Genomic DNA, 18,895 nt, shown 5'->3' with positions numbered 1-18,895 from the left:
TGAATTATCCGGGAGCCTCCTCCGTCACGGGCAGCTCAATGCAAAAGCGGCTGCCCTTGCCCGGTTCGCTGGCGACCTGAATCTCGCCCCCATGAGCGCGGATAATGTCCCGGCATAAGGTCATGCCCAGTCCGGTGCCGGAGCCCACCGGTTTGGTGGTGAAAAACGGTTCGAAAATACGATTCTGAGTCTCCGCGTCCATACCGCAGCCGGTGTCTTCAATCACAATGCGCACCCCGCTTGCGCCGGGACCGCACTGCACCAGCACCTCACCGCGTTCGCCAATGGCCTGCACCGCATTCAGCATGATCGCGTACACCGCCTGACAGAACGCCGAATAATCCAACCACACCGGCGGCGTCGGCTCATACTCCTTGCGCAGACGAATGTGGCCGCCCATCAATGGTTTGGCGAGGTTGCAGACGCTCTCCATCAGCTCCTCCATGGCCACTTTCTGCCTGGAGCCGCCATCCGTGCCGGCAAAGCCTTTCAGATCCTTGACGATTTTGGCGACCCGCGCCACGCCATCCAAAGTGTCGCCCATCAGGATATGCAGATCCTTGATAACAAAGTCCAATTCATAGCGACTGAAAATCGCCTTCACATCGTGGCCGCGCGACATTTCCGTCAGCGCATCGCTGATATCCTGCAGGTAGCCTTTACCTGAGTTCAGATTGGACTGGATAAATCCGAGGGGATTATTAATCTCATGGGCGACGCCGGCGCCGAGCTGCCCCAATGCGCTCAGTTTTTCCGCTTCATAGACCTGCTTGCGACGCAGCTCGATCTGCGCCACCTGCTCCTCCACCCTGCGTTCAAGCTGCTCCGCCAGTTCCCGATATCGGGCTTCCGATTCCTGCAGAGCCTGATGCTTTAGCTGCAGCTCCTCATAATCCTGCTCCACGACATGATGATGCAGAGAAGCCGCCAGCCGGTAGCGGGCGGCCTGATGCAGTATGGCCTCCACCAGCTTGCAGGCGGCTTCGGCTTTTTCTTTGGGAGCGGAGCCGACTAAGTAGGCGACCGTGCGAATCTGATAGCGGATAGGCCAGGCGTCAGCCTCCGGCTTATCCTGTACAGGGACGATGCTGACGGACGTCTCCAACAGCGGCGGCAATCGATTTTGCAGCGACTCAATGTCTTTCGGCGTCAGTAAATCGGCAAGCGTGAATTCCGGATCAATGTCCTTCACGACGATGCAGCCCCCCTGCTTCCGTTATTTCCCCAACAAGCCAGCGACGAACGCCTCCCGGCTCAACTGATGCGCGGAGCTCAGCTTGTATTCTTCATCCAGCTCTGGATATACCCGTTGCAGCAACAGTTCCAGCGTCTCCAGCACGCCCTGATTCTGCAAAGCGCTGGCGAACACCACCGGCCACCAGGGACTGGGCTCCCAGCGTTCGCGAATCTCTTGCTCGCTCAGGATATTTTTCAAATCGCGCTTATTGAATTGCACCACCAGCGGCAGGCGTTCGAAGTCTATGCCCACGCGGCCGGCGTTGGCGGCGAGATTCTCAAACGCCTCAAGGTTGGTATGGCTTTGGTTATGCTGGGAATCGGCGATAAAGGCGACGCCATCGGCGCGGGATAAAACCGCTTTGCGGGTGCTGTCATGCTGCACCTGCCCCGGAACGGTATAGAGTTTGAGTTGAATCAACAGACCGCTGGGCGCTTCAAAACCCAGCGGGAACAGATCAAAAAAAAGCGTGCGGTCTTTTTGCGTCTCCAGCACCATCATCTCGCCTTTCAACTCCGGCGAAGACAGTTCGTGCAGCGCGCCCAGATTCGTGGTTTTCCCACTCAGCGCCGGGCCATAATAGACCAGCTTTAAGGTCAGTCGATTCGTCTGTTCATCCAGCTCCGCCATAATGCTCCTTCCCGGCAAGACTTCTCCGGCTGGGATAGTCCTATCCCCTCAGTATAGAAGACTTCCTCGGAGGCGCCGCATTTAATGGCGGCGAGCCAAACAGACGCGTCAGTCCGTCTCCGTCAGGTACAGACGCATGCCGCGGGCCTGATAGTTGGCCAGCGCGCCAGGGTGATCCAACGTACAGGTGTGCACCCAAACCCGCTCCGCTCCCCAGCTCCACGCTTCGCGAATGCATTGGGTGAGCAGATAGCCGCCGAGCCCTTGGCCAATAAATTTGGGGGCCAGTCCGAAGTAGGAAATTTCTACTTGTCGTTCAGGCTGTTTCTGCAGTTCAAAGTAACCCGCTGGCGAGCCTTTGACGTAAGCGACCCAGGTGCGCAGGTTCTCGTTCTCCGCATAATCCCGCCACTGATCGTCGCTCCAGGACAACTTGTCCGTCCATCCCCAGGCGCCGCCTACCAACGTGTAGAGAAAGCGGCTGTATTCAAACTGCCGGATTGCGCATTCCATGATCTGCAACTCTCCCACCGGGCTTTTCGCCTGTAGATCAGAAGGAGAGGTCATTTCCAAATAGTAAGTGGAGACTGTCTGCATTGTTCCCTTTCCTGAAGTCATTTCCCTGCCTGAAAAAGGAGACGAATCCCAAGACGTCGGTGCGTCTTCAGGTCGTTCGGATTCGTCTCCGAAATTCAGCGCCGCGTCATTCGGCGCATAGACGGCGGCTAGATTTTGTAGGTCAGGTTGAAGTAATGGCCAACGCCAGTGGTGTCCTGCGGCCCATTAAACCCTTCTGCACCATCCTCGAACTGAGTCATGTTGCGGTATACCTTGGCGCCATATCCGACCGCCCATTGCTTGGAATGGTACCAGATGCCCAGGTAGGACTGGAATGAGTCGGAGGAACGGCCCGGTTCATCGCCCAGATCAGAGGCGAACTCGTAATCTGTATATCCCTGGAACGCAATGAAATCATCGCCGATGTGGTAAAAAGGCTTGAACCAGTTGATGTGGGCGACATAGCCGTCCCAACTGCCTTCATTCTTGGCGCCATAGTTCTCACCCACATAACGAGCGTAGACAGCAATGCCGGTTTTACCCAACCAGGGTAGCTCCGTATCTGTGCCGATACCCGACCACAATACCTGCAGGCCGCCAAATTCGCCTGCATCGGCCATCAATAGGTCAAAGGCGAAATACCATTCTTTAACCGGGCCGACAGACAGATCCGTTCCGGTCAGGTAGTCGATGGAAAGACGGGGCTCGATATCCGCGAAGAAGTTATCGCCGCGATTTTTATCGGAATTGCCTGAGTCGCCTAAAATATCCAGAAAATCCACGTAGCCGAAAAAGTCCAGGGCGCCGGAACGGCCGCCGAACTCGATTTCGAAATAGGTGTCGTCGAACTTGTAGGGTCCGCCACGTTGATCAATCCCTCGATACAGATGCCAGTTCATCCAATGATAGTCCGCGGCGTGAATATCTTCCGGAACTTCTACAGCACTCGCAGCTGAAGAAAAAAGCAGACCGGCGACCAACGCGCCGCTTGCTGCGGCCAGGGCCGACTGTTTCTTGAGAGTCATGAATACTCCTACTTCTGTGTTTGCTTTGTTTTGATTGTTTTCCTGCAAATACATCACCGCGCGGGGGAAGCGACCGCCCCCCTGCGACGCAGCCGGACTTTTCCGACCCATCGCCCCACATATGCAGTCGTCTCCCCGCGCTGTGTGTATTTATTGACAGGGAGCAGAAGAGCAATATGCGCGCCAACGACAATGATGACCGGCAAATATTGACCTTTTAGTCAACAATTTGCAATTTAAATGCACAATTTGAATGATTTACGCGCAGCCAAATATCACATTCATGCCTGAAAACAGGGCGCAAAAACTAACTTGACCCCAAATCGGCGCAGCGCATAAAAGGCGGCGAAGGATATAGACGAAAGTCGAGGTCTGCAAGAAAGTGAGGATAAAAAAGGGGCGCCGGCGAATGCAGGCGCCCCTCTCTAGGAGTGGAAAGGTCTGAAATTACAGACCGAAGTAACTCATTGAACGCTCAATCAGCTTAACGCGGTTTTCGTAACCATCGACGCCTTCCAGACCGAAGCCCATATAAATGGTGTCTTCGTCACGGATGACGGGACCGTCAACGAAGCCTGCGCCTTCGATGTTATCCCAATTATTGATGTTGAACGCGCCATCGGGAGCGCCTGGCTGCCACAGACCGAAGCCGTCTTCGAAATCTTCTGCGTCATTTTCTCCGACTTTCACATCGTCGACGAAAACGCCCAGTCCCTGAGTACCCCAGTCGGAGGCATAGGAAATGTAGATTTCAACGGTTTTGCCAGCGTAGGCGGACAGGTCAAACAACATGGTGCGGAAACCAGCGCTGCTGCCGCTCATGGCGTTCCACTGACCGGTGGTTCCAGTAGGATTACAGCTGGCGTCCATGTAATGGGCCAATGTCGGATGCAGGTCAACCCAGCCGGATTTACAGCTTTCGCCGGTATCCTGACTGGTCAAACCATTGGCTTCCGGCAGAGTGGTCCAGTTATCGCTGCCCTGTTCGGCGATTTCCACAAACACGAAGTCCCAATCCGCTTCAGTTTCATGGGCCATGTTGAAGGTGATGTATGGCGCATCCGCCGGCACTTCGATGGTTCCACCCAGACGTTTGAAGCTCTGATCCGCTTGCTGGCTGTACACATAGTGCGTGCCGGAAGTGGGGTTGAAGCCGCCGCCAGGGCGATCGTAGGTCGCCGCCAGAGTCTGGTGATACTCGTCCACAAAGCTGCTGGTGACCAGGAAGCTGTCAGGAGTGTGCTGGTTGTTGGCGCTGTCGCCGCCGTTCAGGGAGAAACGCAGACCCGCCATGATGGGATCGTCATCCTGCCCGACTACGTCCAGCGCGTTGCCATCTTTGCCCAGACCGGATGTCTCCAGATGCAAGAAGGCGCCCATGTAGTACTGGAAGAAGTCATCGTTGAACTGTGCGTAGACAGTAGACGCTTCAGACAGGCCCTGGCCGGTGGCCATGACTTTGCCGTCCCAGTAGTTGATGTATTCACGCGCCTGCAGCTTCATCTGTTCATGCGCCTGGAAGCCTTCCAGAACGGTCGACACAAAGTCGTCGCCGGTATACCAGATCACCGCGTCGTAATGGCTCATGACTTCACGAGCTGGCGGCACGGCGCCTCTGGCGTCAACATCCCACACGTCGTAGGAGTAACCGGCGCCGTCCAGGGCGTCAGTGTAGAAAGAGAGGTAGTTAGGAGCGGTGTTGTTCTCATACACAGGGTATTCGCCAGTGTAATCTTCCGCCGCAACCACCAGCACTTTGGCGCCGCTGGCTTTTTCTACGGTGTAGCTGTAGGGACCGAACTCCTCGCCTTTGACGGTTTTGATCCAATAGGTGACGGTGCTGCCGGCGGCCTGACCGCGAATCTTTGCCTCGTAGCGATTGAAGTACGTTCCCTGCTCCGTGTTGTAACGGTCGCCGAACTTTCTGCGGAAGCGAGTCAGCTTGGGCGAACCGCCGTCCACTTGATACACCAGGAAGCTGCGGTCGCCGATGCGACGCTTGGCCAGCATGTCCACAGACTGAGTCGCGCCCCAGGAAGTGGTCAGCGGCTCGTGATAGACGTCTTCTGTTTCGATGCCTACGGCGGAAACAGGATCATCCGGTCTTCTCGCGCTTTCCGCGATGGTCAGTGCGAACTCCAGGTTGTCGTTGAAAACCGCCTGCAGCATTTTTTCATCGTCCGGGAATTCAAAGCCGTAAGCGTTGCCGTCTTTGTCCTGACCGGAAGTCAGCTCCACCGTGTAGGAAGGAATGCCCAACGCGCCGTATGACCAATCGGTGAAATCACCATTGGTGGTGTACAGGTCTGCGCTCACGCCGGGATCATATCCCGCTTCGATAATGCTGTCGTAGATAGCAGGATTATCGTCAGTACCCGCCTGCGCCACGAAGATCGGATTATCGAAGCTGGGGGTCTGCACCTGCCATCCGAAAGGATACAGAATCAGGTTGCTGTAGGTGTGATAAGACAGCGTAAAACGGAAGTCATGGGCTTGGATAAAGCTAGTCAGCGCCACGGTTTCCGGCTCGCTTCCCGCTGAAGGTCCGCGATAGGTCTGATCGGACATCACCGGGCTGGAGCCCTCGTCGTCCAGGCCCCAATGCTCGCCGAAGTTACGGTTCAGGTCGACACCGTCCTGCAGCGTGATCTGGCCGTCGCCATCGTTATCGCGCAGGTTTTTCCGCCACAGACGCTCGTTGGTGAAGGTGTACTCGTAGCCGTCCGGGTTAGCCACCGGCATGATCCACAGCTCGTTATGATTCAGCAGCTTGGTGATGCGCTCAATCTTGCCGTAGTTCTCGGTGAGGTAGTCCATGTAACGCATGGCCATTTGCGTCGCCACCCATTCGCGGGCGTGATGCGTGGCCACGTAGAATACCTCAGGCTTTTTACGACCGGGAGGCTGATGACTGACGCCATAGCCGTCCTTCAGGTCGCCGCCGCGATCGAACCAGCGATCCCACCAGGTTTTACGAGACAGTTTGGCGACGATCAAAGGGCGTCCCTGATGGGATTCGCCGATCTTATACAGCGTCACCAGCGCGGGGTATTTTTCCGCCAGAGCGTACAGACGGTCTTCGATACCCAGTTCAGGTTCGTCAAAGCTGTGATAAGCAGTTTCGCCGCTGGCGGAGAAAGCCGAGCGGAACTGCGAAGGCATCTGCATAGGCTCCCACTTGATACCGGCTTTATTCAGCTTTTCCTTATCAATGGGAGACAGCACCGCTTCCACCGTAAAGGATTCCCCTTTTACGCCAGCGGTCAGATTTTTCAGTTTGTGGTAGTGGACGATGTCGAGGCCAAGCTTCTTGGCCGATTTCAATTCATCGCCGCTGTTGAGGGTGATTCGCGCCATGCTAAGTTGCCCGGCCAGCGCGACCCCCGGCAGTATCGTGCAAATCAAGGCTAGCCATCTAACTAATTTCATGATGTTTTCCTTATTCATGGTTATCGTTAACGGAAAGTTAGTTCGGACTACTGCTAGACTACGGCCAAGGGGGTGAGGGGGAGCCCTAAGCACTCGATCCATGTGCCGTTACAGGCCTTTTGCGGAGAGGTTTCCGGCTGGGTCAACGTCGCTATTCCAGTGATATGGGGTAACCGGCGGGAGCGGCGTTTTTTGGGAAAACCTAACAGCAGGCGCTAACGGACTGCACTTACCTCTATATGTGATAGGAACTCAGCTTGATATAGCGGTTTTCCACTATATCCTTATAACAAAATTAAATATAAGGACGGACATCTAACGACGACGCTGAGACGGCGTACGCCGCGGGTTTGACCGATTGACCAGGAAAATGATTTATCCATGCAGCCATCCTTGGATTTCCTTATACTCCTAGCGAAAATGATAAATAGCTCACACACAATTTCACTGTCACCGTTTACGCCTCCTTCATGCTGAAAATCTACTACAGCAACCGTCAGGAACAGCTGCTCGCACTGCTCGCCGACGCCTTGGCGCGTCCCAAGGCGAACCCGTTGCAAAGCGACATATTAATTGTGCAAAGCCAAGGCATGAGCCGCTGGCTGAGCCAGCAACTGGCGGAACTCAACGGCGTCGCCGCCAACCTGGAGTTTCAACTGCCGGCGCAATTGATCTGGCGGCTGGCGCGACTGTGCCGGGACGACTTGCCGGAGCTGCACCCCTTCGACAAATCCATTCTGACCTGGCGTTTGATGCAGCTCGCGCCTACGCTTCCAGACAGCGGCGAATTCGACGCCCTGCATCGTTATCTCCACACCGGCCCGGATCGCAAGTCGCCGGATCTGCTGCGTAATTATCAGCTGAGCCAACGCATCGCCGATGTCTTTGACCACTATCTGATGTATCGCCCGGACTGGTTATCCGAATGGGAGCAAGGCCTGCCCACTGAAGCCAGCGCCAGCGAACACGCCTGGCAGATTGAGCTGTGGCGCGGCCTGACCCGTGACAGCGAGGCGCCCCACCGCGCCCGCGTATTGCAGGAGCTGGCGGAGCAGCTGCCGCAGCATGTGGATAAGCTGCCGCCGCGCCTGTTTGTCTTTGGCGTTCCCTATATGGCCCCGGCGTATCTGGACGTGCTGCAGAACACCGCACGCCATATAGAAGTGCATATGTATCAATGGAACCCCACGGAGCATTACTGGGGCGACATCGCCTCCCGCAAGGACATCAGCCGCATTCGCACCCGCGATGGCGCGGAAGTCTCCGGGCTGTACGACGAAGGCCATCGACTGCTGGCCTCCTGGGGCAAACCGCTGCGGGATTATCTGGATGTGCTGCAGGACGTGTCCGTCACGGAAGCCGACTGCTACGTCCCCCCCGCGCCGCCGCAAACCTTGCTGCAACGCCTGCAGGCGGACGTTTTCGACCTGCGTCAGGAGCCATGGCCAGAAAGCGCCGCTGACGACCGCTCTCTGCAAGTGCATCTATGCCACAGCGCCTTACGCGAAGTGGAGGTGCTGTACGATCAACTGATGGATCTGCTGCAAACCGATCACAGCCTGTCCCCCCGGGATATCGTGGTGATGACGCCGGATATCGGACAGTACGCGCCGCTGGTTGAAGCCGTATTCGGCGCGCAGGAAGGTCCGCGCCGCATTCCCTGGTCGCTCGCCGACCTGAGCCGCTACAGCGACTTCAATCTGGTGCAGTCGGTACTGCAATTGTTCGACTTATTGCCGGGCCGTTTCACCGCCTCGGAAGTGCTCGGCCTGCTGGAAATTCCCGCCGTGGGACGCCGCTTCGGGCTGGATGAAGAATTATTATCGCGCCTGCGCCAATGGCTGCATGAGGCGTCCATTCGCTGGGGACTGGACGGCGAATCGCAGCAGGCCTACGGCGTCGACTGCGCCGATCAGTTCAGTTGGAAAGCCGGCATCAAACGCCTGCTGCTGGGCTTCGCCCTGCCCGACGCGATGCAGATGTATCAGGATGTCGCCCCCTATCCTCATATCCAGGGCGGCGATGCGGACAGCCTGGGCGCGCTGTCGCAACTGATCGATACCCTGGCGCGCTGGCGCGCGCAGATCTCCCGTGGCCAGACGCCGCAGCAATGGGCGGACCTCCTGCACAGTTGGATGAACGATCTGTTCGACCCTGATCGGGATGAAGAGCAGGCGCTGCAGGTCGCCCGCGAGGCGGTGCAGGAGTGGCTGCAGGAAACCCAGACCGCTGGCTTCGATCAACCCTTGCCGCTGGCGGTGGTGAAACAGGATCTGCGTCGGCGTCTGGACAGCCCGTTACGGCGTCAGAGTTTCCTCACCGGCGCAGTGACCTTCTGCGCCATGGTGCCTATGCGCAGTATTCCCTTTCGGGTGGTCGCCGTTCTGGGGTTGAACCATGATCAGTTCCCGCGCCGCCAGACGCAGCCGGGCTTCGATTTGATCGCCGCGTATCCTCGCAAAGGCGACCGCGCCCGTCGCGAAGAAGACCGCTTCCTGTTTCTGGAAGCCCTACTGGCCGCCCGCGACGTGTTTTATCTGAGTTATGTCGGGCGCAGCATCCGCGACAACAGCGAGTGCGCGCCCTCGGTCATTCTCAGCGAGCTGCTGGATACGATTCAGGAACAAGGCGGTGAGGCGGCCATGGAGCGCATTCTGACCGAACATCCACTGCAACCCTTCAGCCCGCATTACTTTACTGCCGACGGCGGCCACTTCAGCTATCAGTCAGAATGGCTGCCCGCCCTGCACGGTCGCCACAGCAAGCAGGAGTATCAGGCGTTCTGCCCGGAAGCGCTGCCGTCCCGGGAACGGGAGCCGTTTTCCGCAGAGCATCCGGTTGAGCTGGACAGTCTGCGACGTTTTCTACGCAACCCCACCCGCTACTTCGTACAGCAGCGGCTCAATATATTGCTGGACGCCAGTGATCTGACTCAGGACCGGGAACCTTTCGACCTGGGCGGTCTGCATGGCTTTCAGGTGAAAGAGCTTTGGCTGCAGGAACTGATGAACGCGGCGACGGACGAAGAGGCGGAAAGCTATCTGGAGGCCAAGGGGCTGCTGCCCGGCGGCGCTGTCGGCGCCATCAGCCGCAAGCAGACGCGGCAACAACTGGAAGCGCTGCGCGAGCAGGCCCGTGAACTCTATGGCAAGGACCGTATTGAAATTACCCCGGAAAAATCAGGACTGCCGTTGCGCGGTGCAGTGGCCGGTATTGGCCCGCGCGGCCTGCTGCATCTGACTACCGCCGGCTGCAACGCTTCCCGCATGCTGTTGTTATGGCTGGAGCATCTGGCGCTATGCAGCGTCACTGCCGACCCTCTGGCCCGACCCAGTTTTCTGGTGTGCCGCCAAGGCGTTGGCCATTATCGTCAGGTCGCGCAAGATCAGGCCAGAAAATTACTGGCGGAGCTTATGGATCTGCTGTCGCAGAGTGAGAATGAACCGGTGCGCTTCTTCCCGAAGACCTCTTTAAAGTATGTGGAAACCAAGAATAATCCGCGCAGTCGCAGCGAGCCCATCAACGCCGCGCAGCAATGCTGGCTGGGCAACGAATGGCAACCGGGCGAACTGGCGGACGCGCACCATTTTCTGGTGTGGCGCTTTGAAGCGGAAACCTTGAACGAGCGCTTCGTGGCGCTGGCGGAAAGCATCTGGGAGCCCGCGCTGGAGCATTGGGAGGCGCCCGCATGAGGCCGCTGGACCCGATCGCCATTCCCCTGCAGGGCGTGCAGCTCATCGAAGCCAGCGCCGGCACCGGGAAAACCTACACCATCACCACCTTGTATCTGCGTCTGCTGCTGGAGCGCCAGCTCGACGTCAGGCAGATTCTGGTGGTTACCTTTACTCGCGCCGCCACGGAAGAGCTGCGCACGCGGATTCGTCAGCGTATCCGCGAAGTCATGCAGACCTTGCAGGCGCCGCAGGAAGCGGAAGCACCAGAATGGCTGGCGCCCTGGCGCGATCCGGAACGCAACGAGGACGCTCTCGCCCTGTTGCAGCAGGCGCTGTTAAACATGGACGAGGCGTCCATTTTCACCATTCACGGTTTCTGCCAGCGCGCCCTGCAGGACAACGCATTCGAAAGCGGACTCCTGTTTGATCTGCGTCTGCAGGAAGACCTGGGCCCGTTGTTGCAACAAGCGGCGGAGGACACCTGGCGCAAGCTGTTCTATCCCGACCGGTTGCTGGCGGAGCTGGCGCAAGCCAAGTGGGGCGAGCCGGCGGAGATGCTGAATGGACTGCGCAGTTATCTGGCGCAAAGCGATCTGGAACTGATCCACCCGGATGTGGAGCCAGAAACCCTCAGCAATCTGGCCGTCGAACTCAAAGCCCAATGGCGCCAACAAGGCGACGAACTCATCACTGCTGTACGGGAAGCGGCGGAGAACAAAATTCTCGGTCGCGCGGAGAAAACTTACCGGGAAGACAAACTGAACGATGCGGCTCTCAGCCTCACTATCTGGAGTCGCACGGAAGAACAATTGACGCTGCCGCCCGCCGCAGCTCTGTTCAGCCAGAGCGTCCTTGACGCATCCGTGCTGAAAAAAGCGGCGGACAAAGGTCTTGGCGCGCCACAGCATGTCTTCTTCACCGCCCTGGACCAGTTTCTGAGCCAACAGGCGCAGTTGGACGCCTGGCTGGTGGGCGCTACGCTGACCACCTTCAGAGATGTTTTACGACGCCTGAAAACCCAGGCGGAAATACTGGGCTTCGATGACCTGATCGGCAGTCTCAAAGACGCCCTCGAAGCCGCCACCGGTCCCCAGTTGCGCCTGGCGCTGCAACGCCGCTATCCGGTCGCCCTGATTGACGAATTCCAGGATACCGACCCGTCCCAGTATCGTATCTTTTCCTCCTTATATGACGCCGCCGACAATAACGCCACCCTGTTTATGATCGGCGACCCCAAGCAGGCGATTTACAGCTTCCGGGGCGCGGATATTTACGCCTACCTGCAAGCCAAACAGCGCACGCCTCAGGATAACCGCTACACCATGGACACCAACTGGCGCTCCCGTAAAGAGCTGGTGGCGGCGGTCAATGGATTATTCGAACAGTGCGCCAATCCGTTTCTGTTCGCCGGCGATATCGAATTCATTCCCGTGCAGGCCGCCGGCGCCGCTGACGCCTCCGTCCTGACCCTGGACGGCGTCCCTGTGACACCATTGCAGGCCTGGCTGCTCGGCCGGGAAGACGGCGGCAAAGCCATCAGTAAAGATCAGGCGCGCCCTCAGCTGGCGCAAATTACCGCCAGTGAAATCGCCAACTGGCTCAACCTGGGAGAATGCGGACGCGCCCGTCTGGGCGAGCGCCCGCTCAGCGCCGGCGATATCGCAGTACTGGTGCGGGATAACAATCAGGCCCGCATCATGTCGGAAAAGCTGTCCGCCGTCGGCGTCAGCAGCGTGTTTCTGACTCGGGAAAGCGTCTATCAAAGCGAAGAGGCCACCGATCTGCTTCGCCTGTTGCGCGCCTTACTGGAGCCTAATGACGAACGCCGCCTGCGCGCAGCGCTGGTGACCCTGAGCTGGGGATGGACTGCGGCGGAGCTGGAGACGCTGGCGCGGGACGAACAGCGCTGGGAAAACATGCTGACCTCATTGCACCAGTTGCGAGAGGAGTGGCAGGACGCCGGCTTCATGCCCATGTTTCAGAAATGGCTGCAAACCTTTAGCGTCGCCGCCAGACTACTGGGCCTGCCGGAAGGCGAGCGCCGCCTCACCAACCTGTTGCAGCTGGCGGAGCTGTTGCAACAGGCCGGACGCGACTACCCCACGCCCGAACGCCTGCTGGCCTGGTATCAAGGACAATTGGAACAGGCGGACGGGCGCGGCGATGACCATCAGTTACGCCTGGAAAGCGACGAGGCGCTGGTGAAAATCGTCACCATCCACAGTTCCAAAGGCCTCGAATACCCATTGGTGTTTCTGCCTTTTCTGGGATTCGGCCGCAGCGGCAAAGACGATTATCTGATGTGTCATGACCCCGAGCGGGAGCACCGACTGGTGCTCGATCTCAGCGGCGGCGACCGCTTACAGGAGCAGGCGGAGCGGGAGCGTTTGGCGGAAGATCTGCGTCTGCTTTACGTCGCGCTGACCCGGGCCAAACAACTGTGCGTCTGGGCCTGGGGCGCCGTGAATGAGTTCCAGTACGCCGCTATGGCGTGGCTGCTTTATGGCGACGCGACGGACAATCTGACCGACTGGCTGACGTCCCTGAAAAACCTGGACGATACACAACTTGCCGAGCCTCTGACTCGCCTTGCCGCGCAGACGGACTTCTGCTGGAGCCCCGCTCCTGAGCCAGTGCATCAGCGCCATCATCCCGGCGAAGGCGCCGGTCAGTGGCGGGCGCGCTCCGCCCAGCGCACAATCGAACAAAACTGGCGTCTCTCCAGTTATTCGCAGCTGGCCGCCGGTGGCGGCGGCCGCCATCACGAAGAACCTTTGGACGAGGCTGCGCCTTTGCAGGAAGTACAACCCCGCCTGCAGCCGGACGTCAGCGATATTTTTCAGTTTCCCAAAGGCGCCTGGGCGGGTCAGTGTTTCCACCATATTCTGGAGAATATGCCGTTTCAGGCGGAAAACGCCGAGGTGTTGCATGAACTCACCAGCCACAGCCTGCAACAACACGGCTTTGGCGAAGAGTGGGTGGCCTGCGTGGCGGAACAGTTATGGCAGGTGGTGAACACCCCGCTCAGCATAACCGGCGCCGAGCCCTTTGCGCTGTCGCAACTGGACAAGGCCAATATGCAGGTGGAAATGGAGTTCTTGTTCCCCGTGACGCTGATTCAGCAAACGCGGCTTGCGCGCTTCCTCGCGGACTACTCCGCCTCAGAAACGCCGGTTAATCTGAACGTCGCCTCGAATGAGGGGCTGATGCACGGCTTTATCGACCTCACCTTCCAGCATGAAGGACGCTTCTATATCGTCGATTACAAAGGCAGTTGGCTGGGAGAAAAACGCGAGAGCTACGCCCCGGAAAATCTACACAACGAAATACTCGCGCACCGCTATGATCTGCAGTACCTGATCTATACGCTGGCGCTGCATCGCTACCTGCAACGCAGCTTGCCCAACTACGATTACGACACCCACTTTGGCGGCGTGTATTACTTGTTTTTGCGGGGCATGCACAGTCAGAACCAACCAGAATTAGGCGTATTTTTCGATCGTCCCTCCCAGGCGGCGGTGACAGCGTTTGCTGAGATTCTGCAGGGGGAACCGACATGAGCATCGCCCATCTGATTGACGCCGCCCGCCAAAGTAACCTGCTGCGGCCACTGGACTATTATCTTGGCCATCAGTTTGCCGATATGGCGATGTCGGCGACAGAAGAACAACGGGAGCTGCTGGCGCTGACCGTAGCGCTGACCTCCAACGCCCTGGCCAATGGCCACACCTGTCTGGACCTGTCGCAATACGCCGGCCGCTCGTTATGGCCGGACTCCGCGGAAGAGGACATACGCGCCTTTATCGCTCCATCCCTCACATTATGGCGCGAAGCGCTGCTTGCCAGCGGCCTGACCCAGGCGGACGCAGAAGTCGGCGAGGCGGGCCCGATCAGCCCGTGCGTGCTTGACGACCGTAACTGCTTCTATCTGGCCCGCTACTTCGAATATGAGCGCCAGCTCGCGGATCGGCTGCAACAACGCATCCTGAATCACGTCTCTTTTCCACCAGAAAAAGTACGCCAGGCGTTGCTGCGCTTTTTTCCTTCCGTTGAAGCAGAGGATCGCCAGGCTATCGCCGCAGCCGTGGCCTGCCGTCAGGGCTTTACCGCCATTGTCGGTGGTCCCGGCACCGGCAAAACCACCACCGTGGCCAAACTGCTGGGCATGTTGGGAGAACTCGCCGACCCGCCTCTGCGCATCGCCCTGGCGGCGCCGACGGGCAAAGCCGCCGCACGCCTGATGGAGTCTATCCGCAACGCCAAATTGCAGTTGGCGGAACGCCTGCCTCGTCCCGAGCGTATTCCAGATACCGCCTACACCTTGCATCGCTTGCTCAAAGTACGGGGCGACGGCAAAGGCTTCGTGCATCACGCCGGCCACCCGCTGCCTGTGGATTTACTATTGATAGATGAAGTGTCGATGGTGGATCTGGCGATGATGCTGCGCACCGTGGAGGCGCTGCCTCCCCATGCCCGCCTGATGTTGCTGGGCGACAGCGAACAGCTCGCCTCCGTGGAAGCCGGCAGCGTCATTGGCGACATCTGCTCGCAACGAAGCGCCGCCGGCGTCAGCCCGGATATGGCGGACTACCTGAGCCAGCTTGGCCTGACGCCGCCCTACCCGGCTGACAAGGAAGCCGCGCCAGTGGCGGACTGCGTCATCCGTCTGGAAGTGAGTCATCGTTTTCACGCCCGTAGCGGCATCGGCCGACTGGCGCAGGCGATCAACGCCGGCGATCCGGAAGCGGCTCTGCAGGTATTCAAACAGCCGGAATTCGAAGACGCGGACTGGGAAAACCTGCCGCCGTCGCAACTGCAGGCAATCATCCAGCAAACCGCCGCCAACGCCTACGAGCCTTGCTTCAAAGCCGATTCGGTGGAAACCGCCCTGGACGCCATGAATCGCTTCCGCATTCTCTGCGCCGTGAAGGAAGGCCATGGCGGCGTGCAGGAAATCAATCAGTGGGTGGAGTCCGCGCTGCAGCGCAAAGGCCTGGCTCCGCGTTACCAACTGCACTACCACGGCCGCCCCATCATGGTGACCCGCAACGATTATAGTCTGGGCTTGTTTAACGGCGATGTGGGCCTGATCTGGCGTGATCCGGCGTCGGGGCAACTGCGCGCCTGGTTCCCGGACGCTGACGGCCCCCTGCGCAGCATTCCTTTATACCGCCTGCCCGCGCATGAAACGGTCTACGCCATGACGATACACAAAAGTCAGGGATCTGAATTCGACCATTGCGTGGTGGCGCTGCCTGAAACCGATCAACCGGTGCTGACGCGGGAGTTGCTATACACGGGCGTCACTCGCGCCAGGAAAAGGATCAGCGTATGGGGGCCGCGTCACCTGTTGATCAAGTCCATCAAGCGCCCCACACAGAGGATGTCCGGACTCGCCCGCAGAATCTGGGGCGATTCGGCGCCGAACGAACCCAACGCGGATAATCCACCGGACGCAGCCTCCGGCGATGGCGTGCAACTGGATTTGTGGTAGGCCTCGCAGACGGCGATTAGAACGCTCCCGTCACGCCAACGCTGAAGGTATTGAAGCGCACTTCATTATGCTCGAAGTGCGTTACTTCCGTTTTCAGGTAAACACCTTTCTCAATACGAAAATCCACGCCACCGCCGTACGCAAAGCCGCTGTGCGTTTCATGGTTTTTCTCGCAGCCGCCGGCCAAAGCATAACAATTCTGCACACTGACGCTGGCGCCTTGCCAACCCAGCAGCGCATAGGGCCTTATTGCATTACTAAGCGGCAGAGTGAAACGGTTGTACCCCGCCACGTAGGCGTCCATGAAAGCGCCGGAGTCATCCAGAGGGTCGTCATCGAATATCAGAGAGAAGAAATCAACGCCCAGGCGTCCTTCTAATCCCCAAAAATCCGTAAGACTCCAACCTAATGTTCCGTTCAACATCAGATTGTCATGCAGATTTTCTGAAGAGGCGTGCATGTAATCCAGCCCCAGTGCGCCATAGCCTCCTGCTGATGCGTTACCTGCCATGGCCAAACTCAAGCAGACACCTAAACCCAGTCTTTTCATTACCACTTTCACCCTCTCATTACGGAATATTCTTTAAACAATATTCGGGCTATCTCCATAGCGCGCCGAAGCATACACTAGGGGTTGTCTGTGTAACAGCGTCAGCGCCGCAAAGCTCCATACGCCGAGGCTGGCTATACTTCCTGGAACAACGTTGAAATATCGCCAAGCCCTGGGTAGCGGCGGGTTTGACTCGCATCAAGCCATACCGACGCCGGTTCCATTACCTTAAAGCTTACGCAATTGGAGGTAAGCATGATCCTGATGAAAGATGTAATGAGCCACCCCGTGCATACGTTGAGCACTGAGAACAGCCTGGCCGATGCGCGCAAAATGATGCAGGAACAGGGCATCCGCCACATCCCGGTCGTCAACGCCAAAAACAAACTGGAAGGGCTCGTCACCCAGCGCGACGTCTTCGCCGCCATGGACTCCTCCGTGTATGACATGCCCCCGGAGTTGATGGAGGCCCATGAATCCGAAATTCCCGTCACCCAAGTGATGCGGACCAAAGTCGCCACCGCCAGCCTGGACACGCCGATCCGTAAAGCGGCGGAATTTCTGCAAACCAAGAAATACGGCTGTCTGCCCGTGGTGGAAAATGGTCATGTCGTGGGTATTCTGACGGGAGGCGACTTTATCAAGATCGCGATTAATCTGCTGGATCTGGTGGAAGTGGAGCCAGAAGAAGAGCCCAGCTGAGGGAGAAGCGCGACAGGCATGCGAAACCCATGAAGTAACGCAGCCTGTCGTCGGGCGCCAGTATCGGCGCCCGCTATGTCATTGCCTGCGTCAGGCGGGTTTGGCCAGATGCGCCAGCGCCGCTTCCAGAAATTTCCAGAAATTCGCTACGCTCGGCGCGTGCACCGCCTCATCCGGCGAGTGCGCGCCGCGAATGGTCGGCCCGAAAGAAATCATGTCCCAGTGGGGATAGTTAGCGCCCAGAATACCGCACTCCAGACCTGCATGAATCACCTGGATTTTGGGAACAACGCCCACGACTTCCTCATGCAGACGTGTCAGGTTATCCAGCAGTCGAGAGTTCTTGTCCGGCGCCCATCCGGGGTAAGAGTTACCCACCGAAGTTTCCGCCCCCGCCAGTTCAAAAACGCTCGCCAGAGATTGCGCCGCGTCATCCCGCAAAGAGTCCACCAGACTGCGCGCCAGGCAGTGCACTTCGATATGGCCGTTATCCATCACCACCCGCGCCAGATTGTTGGAGGTTTCCGTCACGCCGGGAAAATCCGCGCTCATGCGGAATACGCCGTGATGGCAGGCGAAAATCACCCGCTGTAAGCGGTCCACCATATCCTCCGGCAACAAATCGGCGGCTTCCGTTTCACTGATGGTCAGATGCAAATGCGGCTCGACCGATTTCAGCTCCTGCATGAACAATTGCTGCAGCTCGCTGATGCGGCGGGCGATCGCTTCGCCCTGCTCCGCCGGCGCCGCAACCACGGCGAAGGCTTCGCGCGGAATGGCGTTACGCAGGGTGCCGCCAGTCAGAGACGCCACGCGCAAGGCGGGAAACTGTTTGCGTAACTGATCCAGGGCGCGATTCACCAGCTTCAACGCGTTGCCGCGTCCAGAATGGATATCCAGCCCGGAGTGACCGCCGCGCAATCCTTTTAGGGCAATGCGCCAATACTGACGGCGGTCGTCCCGGGGCTCCGCCTGATAGGTGAAGCGTCCGCCGATATCCACACCGCCGGCGCACCCGATATACAGTTCGTTTTCTTCTTCCGTATCCAGGTTCAGCAGCAAAGAGCCCTGCAGTACGCCGCCCTGCAATCCTTTCGCGCCGGTCATCCCGGCCTCTTCGTCCACCGTCAACAAGCCTTCCAGCGGCCCATGGATCATGTCTTTGGACGTCAGAACGGACAGAATGGCCGCCACGCCGATGCCGTTATCCGCGCCCAATGTGGTGCCGCGGGCGCGCACCCAGTCGCCGTCGATATAGGGTTGAATCGGGTCTTTGCTGAAATCGTGGGTAGAACCTTCATTCTTCTGCGGCACCATATCCAGGTGGCTCTGCATCACTACGCCGGGCGCGTCTTCGTAGCCGGGCGTCGCAGGTTTGCGGATTATCAGATTACCGACCTGATCCTCGATGATTTCCAGCTCATATTCGGCCAGGGCTTCTCTGATGCGGGACTTGAGCAACTGCTCTTGTTTGGAGGGCCGCGGGGTGTCGCACAATAGCTGGAAAAAACGCCACAAGGGCTGCGGGTTCAGATCGCTTAAACTCATAATGTCGCCAAATTGTTGTTGATTGTTCTGGAGTTCCTCAAGGCGCTG

The 18,895-nt window shown here is 58.3% G+C and carries 11 protein-coding genes; 4 read left to right on the top strand and 7 right to left on the bottom strand.

Annotated features, from left to right (window positions below):
- Nucleotides 1–4: 4 nt before the first annotated feature.
- From KP814_RS03370 to KP814_RS03350, 5 genes are all read right to left on the bottom strand, one after another.
- The gene (locus KP814_RS03370; RefSeq protein WP_216735425.1) at nt 5–1,192 is read right to left on the bottom strand and encodes an ATP-binding protein; all 1,188 of its coding nucleotides are present in this window, start codon (nt 1,190–1,192) and stop codon (nt 5–7) included.
- 24 nt (nt 1,193–1,216) lie between these two features.
- Nucleotides 1,217–1,867 carry an ATP/GTP-binding protein gene (locus KP814_RS03365; RefSeq protein ID WP_216735424.1) on the bottom strand — a complete coding sequence of 217 codons (651 nt, stop codon included), beginning with the start codon at nt 1,865–1,867 and terminating at the stop codon, nt 1,217–1,219.
- 108 nt (nt 1,868–1,975) lie between these two features.
- Nucleotides 1,976–2,464 carry a GNAT family N-acetyltransferase gene (locus tag KP814_RS03360; RefSeq protein WP_216735423.1) on the bottom strand — a complete coding sequence of 163 codons (489 nt, stop codon included), beginning with the start codon at nt 2,462–2,464 and terminating at the stop codon, nt 1,976–1,978.
- 128 nt (nt 2,465–2,592) lie between these two features.
- Nucleotides 2,593–3,450 carry an outer membrane protein OmpK gene (locus KP814_RS03355; RefSeq protein WP_216735422.1) on the bottom strand — a complete coding sequence of 286 codons (858 nt, stop codon included), beginning with the start codon at nt 3,448–3,450 and terminating at the stop codon, nt 2,593–2,595.
- 447 nt (nt 3,451–3,897) lie between these two features.
- The gene (locus KP814_RS03350) at nt 3,898–6,879 is read right to left on the bottom strand and encodes a M14 family metallopeptidase (protein ID WP_216735421.1); all 2,982 of its coding nucleotides are present in this window, start codon (nt 6,877–6,879) and stop codon (nt 3,898–3,900) included.
- 470 nt (nt 6,880–7,349) lie between these two features.
- Here KP814_RS03350 and recC point away from each other — a divergent pair, with 470 nt between their 5' ends.
- From recC to recD, 3 genes are read left to right on the top strand one after another with little or no spacing between them, the layout of a single operon-like run.
- Nucleotides 7,350–10,571, top strand: coding sequence for an exodeoxyribonuclease V subunit gamma (gene recC, locus KP814_RS03345; RefSeq protein WP_216735420.1), 3,222 nt, complete (start codon nt 7,350–7,352; stop codon nt 10,569–10,571).
- A complete protein-coding gene (gene recB / locus KP814_RS03340; RefSeq protein WP_216735419.1) occupies nt 10,568–14,113 on the top strand; it encodes an exodeoxyribonuclease V subunit beta in 3,546 nt (1,181 codons plus the stop codon). The genes recC and recB overlap by 4 nt, the downstream gene beginning before the upstream one ends.
- Nucleotides 14,110–16,047, top strand: coding sequence for an exodeoxyribonuclease V subunit alpha (recD, locus tag KP814_RS03335; protein ID WP_216735418.1), 1,938 nt, complete (start codon nt 14,110–14,112; stop codon nt 16,045–16,047). Before recB ends, recD begins: the two co-directional genes overlap by 4 nt.
- Before the next feature lie 16 nt (nt 16,048–16,063).
- Here recD and KP814_RS03330 read toward each other — a convergent pair whose 3' ends face one another.
- Complete coding sequence (locus KP814_RS03330) at nt 16,064–16,597, bottom strand: outer membrane beta-barrel protein (protein WP_256445946.1); 534 nt, start codon at nt 16,595–16,597, stop codon at nt 16,064–16,066.
- 255 nt (nt 16,598–16,852) lie between these two features.
- Here KP814_RS03330 and KP814_RS03325 point away from each other — a divergent pair, with 255 nt between their 5' ends.
- Nucleotides 16,853–17,299 carry a CBS domain-containing protein gene (locus KP814_RS03325; protein WP_011394211.1) on the top strand — a complete coding sequence of 149 codons (447 nt, stop codon included), beginning with the start codon at nt 16,853–16,855 and terminating at the stop codon, nt 17,297–17,299.
- 90 nt (nt 17,300–17,389) lie between these two features.
- On the opposite strand, the gene KP814_RS03320 is transcribed toward KP814_RS03325, so the two are convergent.
- Complete coding sequence (locus KP814_RS03320; RefSeq protein WP_216735416.1) at nt 17,390–18,847, bottom strand: aminoacyl-histidine dipeptidase; 1,458 nt, start codon at nt 18,845–18,847, stop codon at nt 17,390–17,392.
- Between the last annotated feature and the right edge of the window lie 48 nt (nt 18,848–18,895).

The sequence above is a fragment of the Hahella sp. HN01 genome, from assembly GCF_018986435.1.
Taxonomy (GTDB): Bacteria; Pseudomonadota; Gammaproteobacteria; order Pseudomonadales; family Oleiphilaceae; genus Hahella.
The sequence above is the reverse complement of the archived record's forward strand: the minus strand, read 5'-3'. Positions and strand labels throughout refer to the sequence as shown.

What these genes read in the sequence shown, in the direction of transcription:
- KP814_RS03325 (WP_011394211.1), top strand. Translation starts at nt 16,853, where the DNA reads ATGATCCTGATGAAAGATGTAATGAGCCACCCCGTGCATACGTTGAGC.
- recD (WP_216735418.1), top strand. Translation starts at nt 14,110, where the DNA reads ATGAGCATCGCCCATCTGATTGACGCCGCCCGCCAAAGTAACCTGCTG.
- recC (WP_216735420.1), top strand. Translation starts at nt 7,350, where the DNA reads ATGCTGAAAATCTACTACAGCAACCGTCAGGAACAGCTGCTCGCACTG.
- KP814_RS03360 (WP_216735423.1), bottom strand. Translation starts at nt 2,464, where the DNA reads ATGCAGACAGTCTCCACTTACTATTTGGAAATGACCTCTCCTTCTGAT.
- KP814_RS03355 (WP_216735422.1), bottom strand. Translation starts at nt 3,450, where the DNA reads ATGACTCTCAAGAAACAGTCGGCCCTGGCCGCAGCAAGCGGCGCGTTG.
- KP814_RS03350 (WP_216735421.1), bottom strand. Translation starts at nt 6,879, where the DNA reads ATGAAATTAGTTAGATGGCTAGCCTTGATTTGCACGATACTGCCGGGG.
- recB (WP_216735419.1), top strand. Translation starts at nt 10,568, where the DNA reads ATGAGGCCGCTGGACCCGATCGCCATTCCCCTGCAGGGCGTGCAGCTC.
- KP814_RS03320 (WP_216735416.1), bottom strand. Translation starts at nt 18,847, where the DNA reads ATGAGTTTAAGCGATCTGAACCCGCAGCCCTTGTGGCGTTTTTTCCAG.
- KP814_RS03330 (WP_256445946.1), bottom strand. Translation starts at nt 16,597, where the DNA reads ATGAAAAGACTGGGTTTAGGTGTCTGCTTGAGTTTGGCCATGGCAGGT.
- KP814_RS03365 (WP_216735424.1), bottom strand. Translation starts at nt 1,867, where the DNA reads ATGGCGGAGCTGGATGAACAGACGAATCGACTGACCTTAAAGCTGGTC.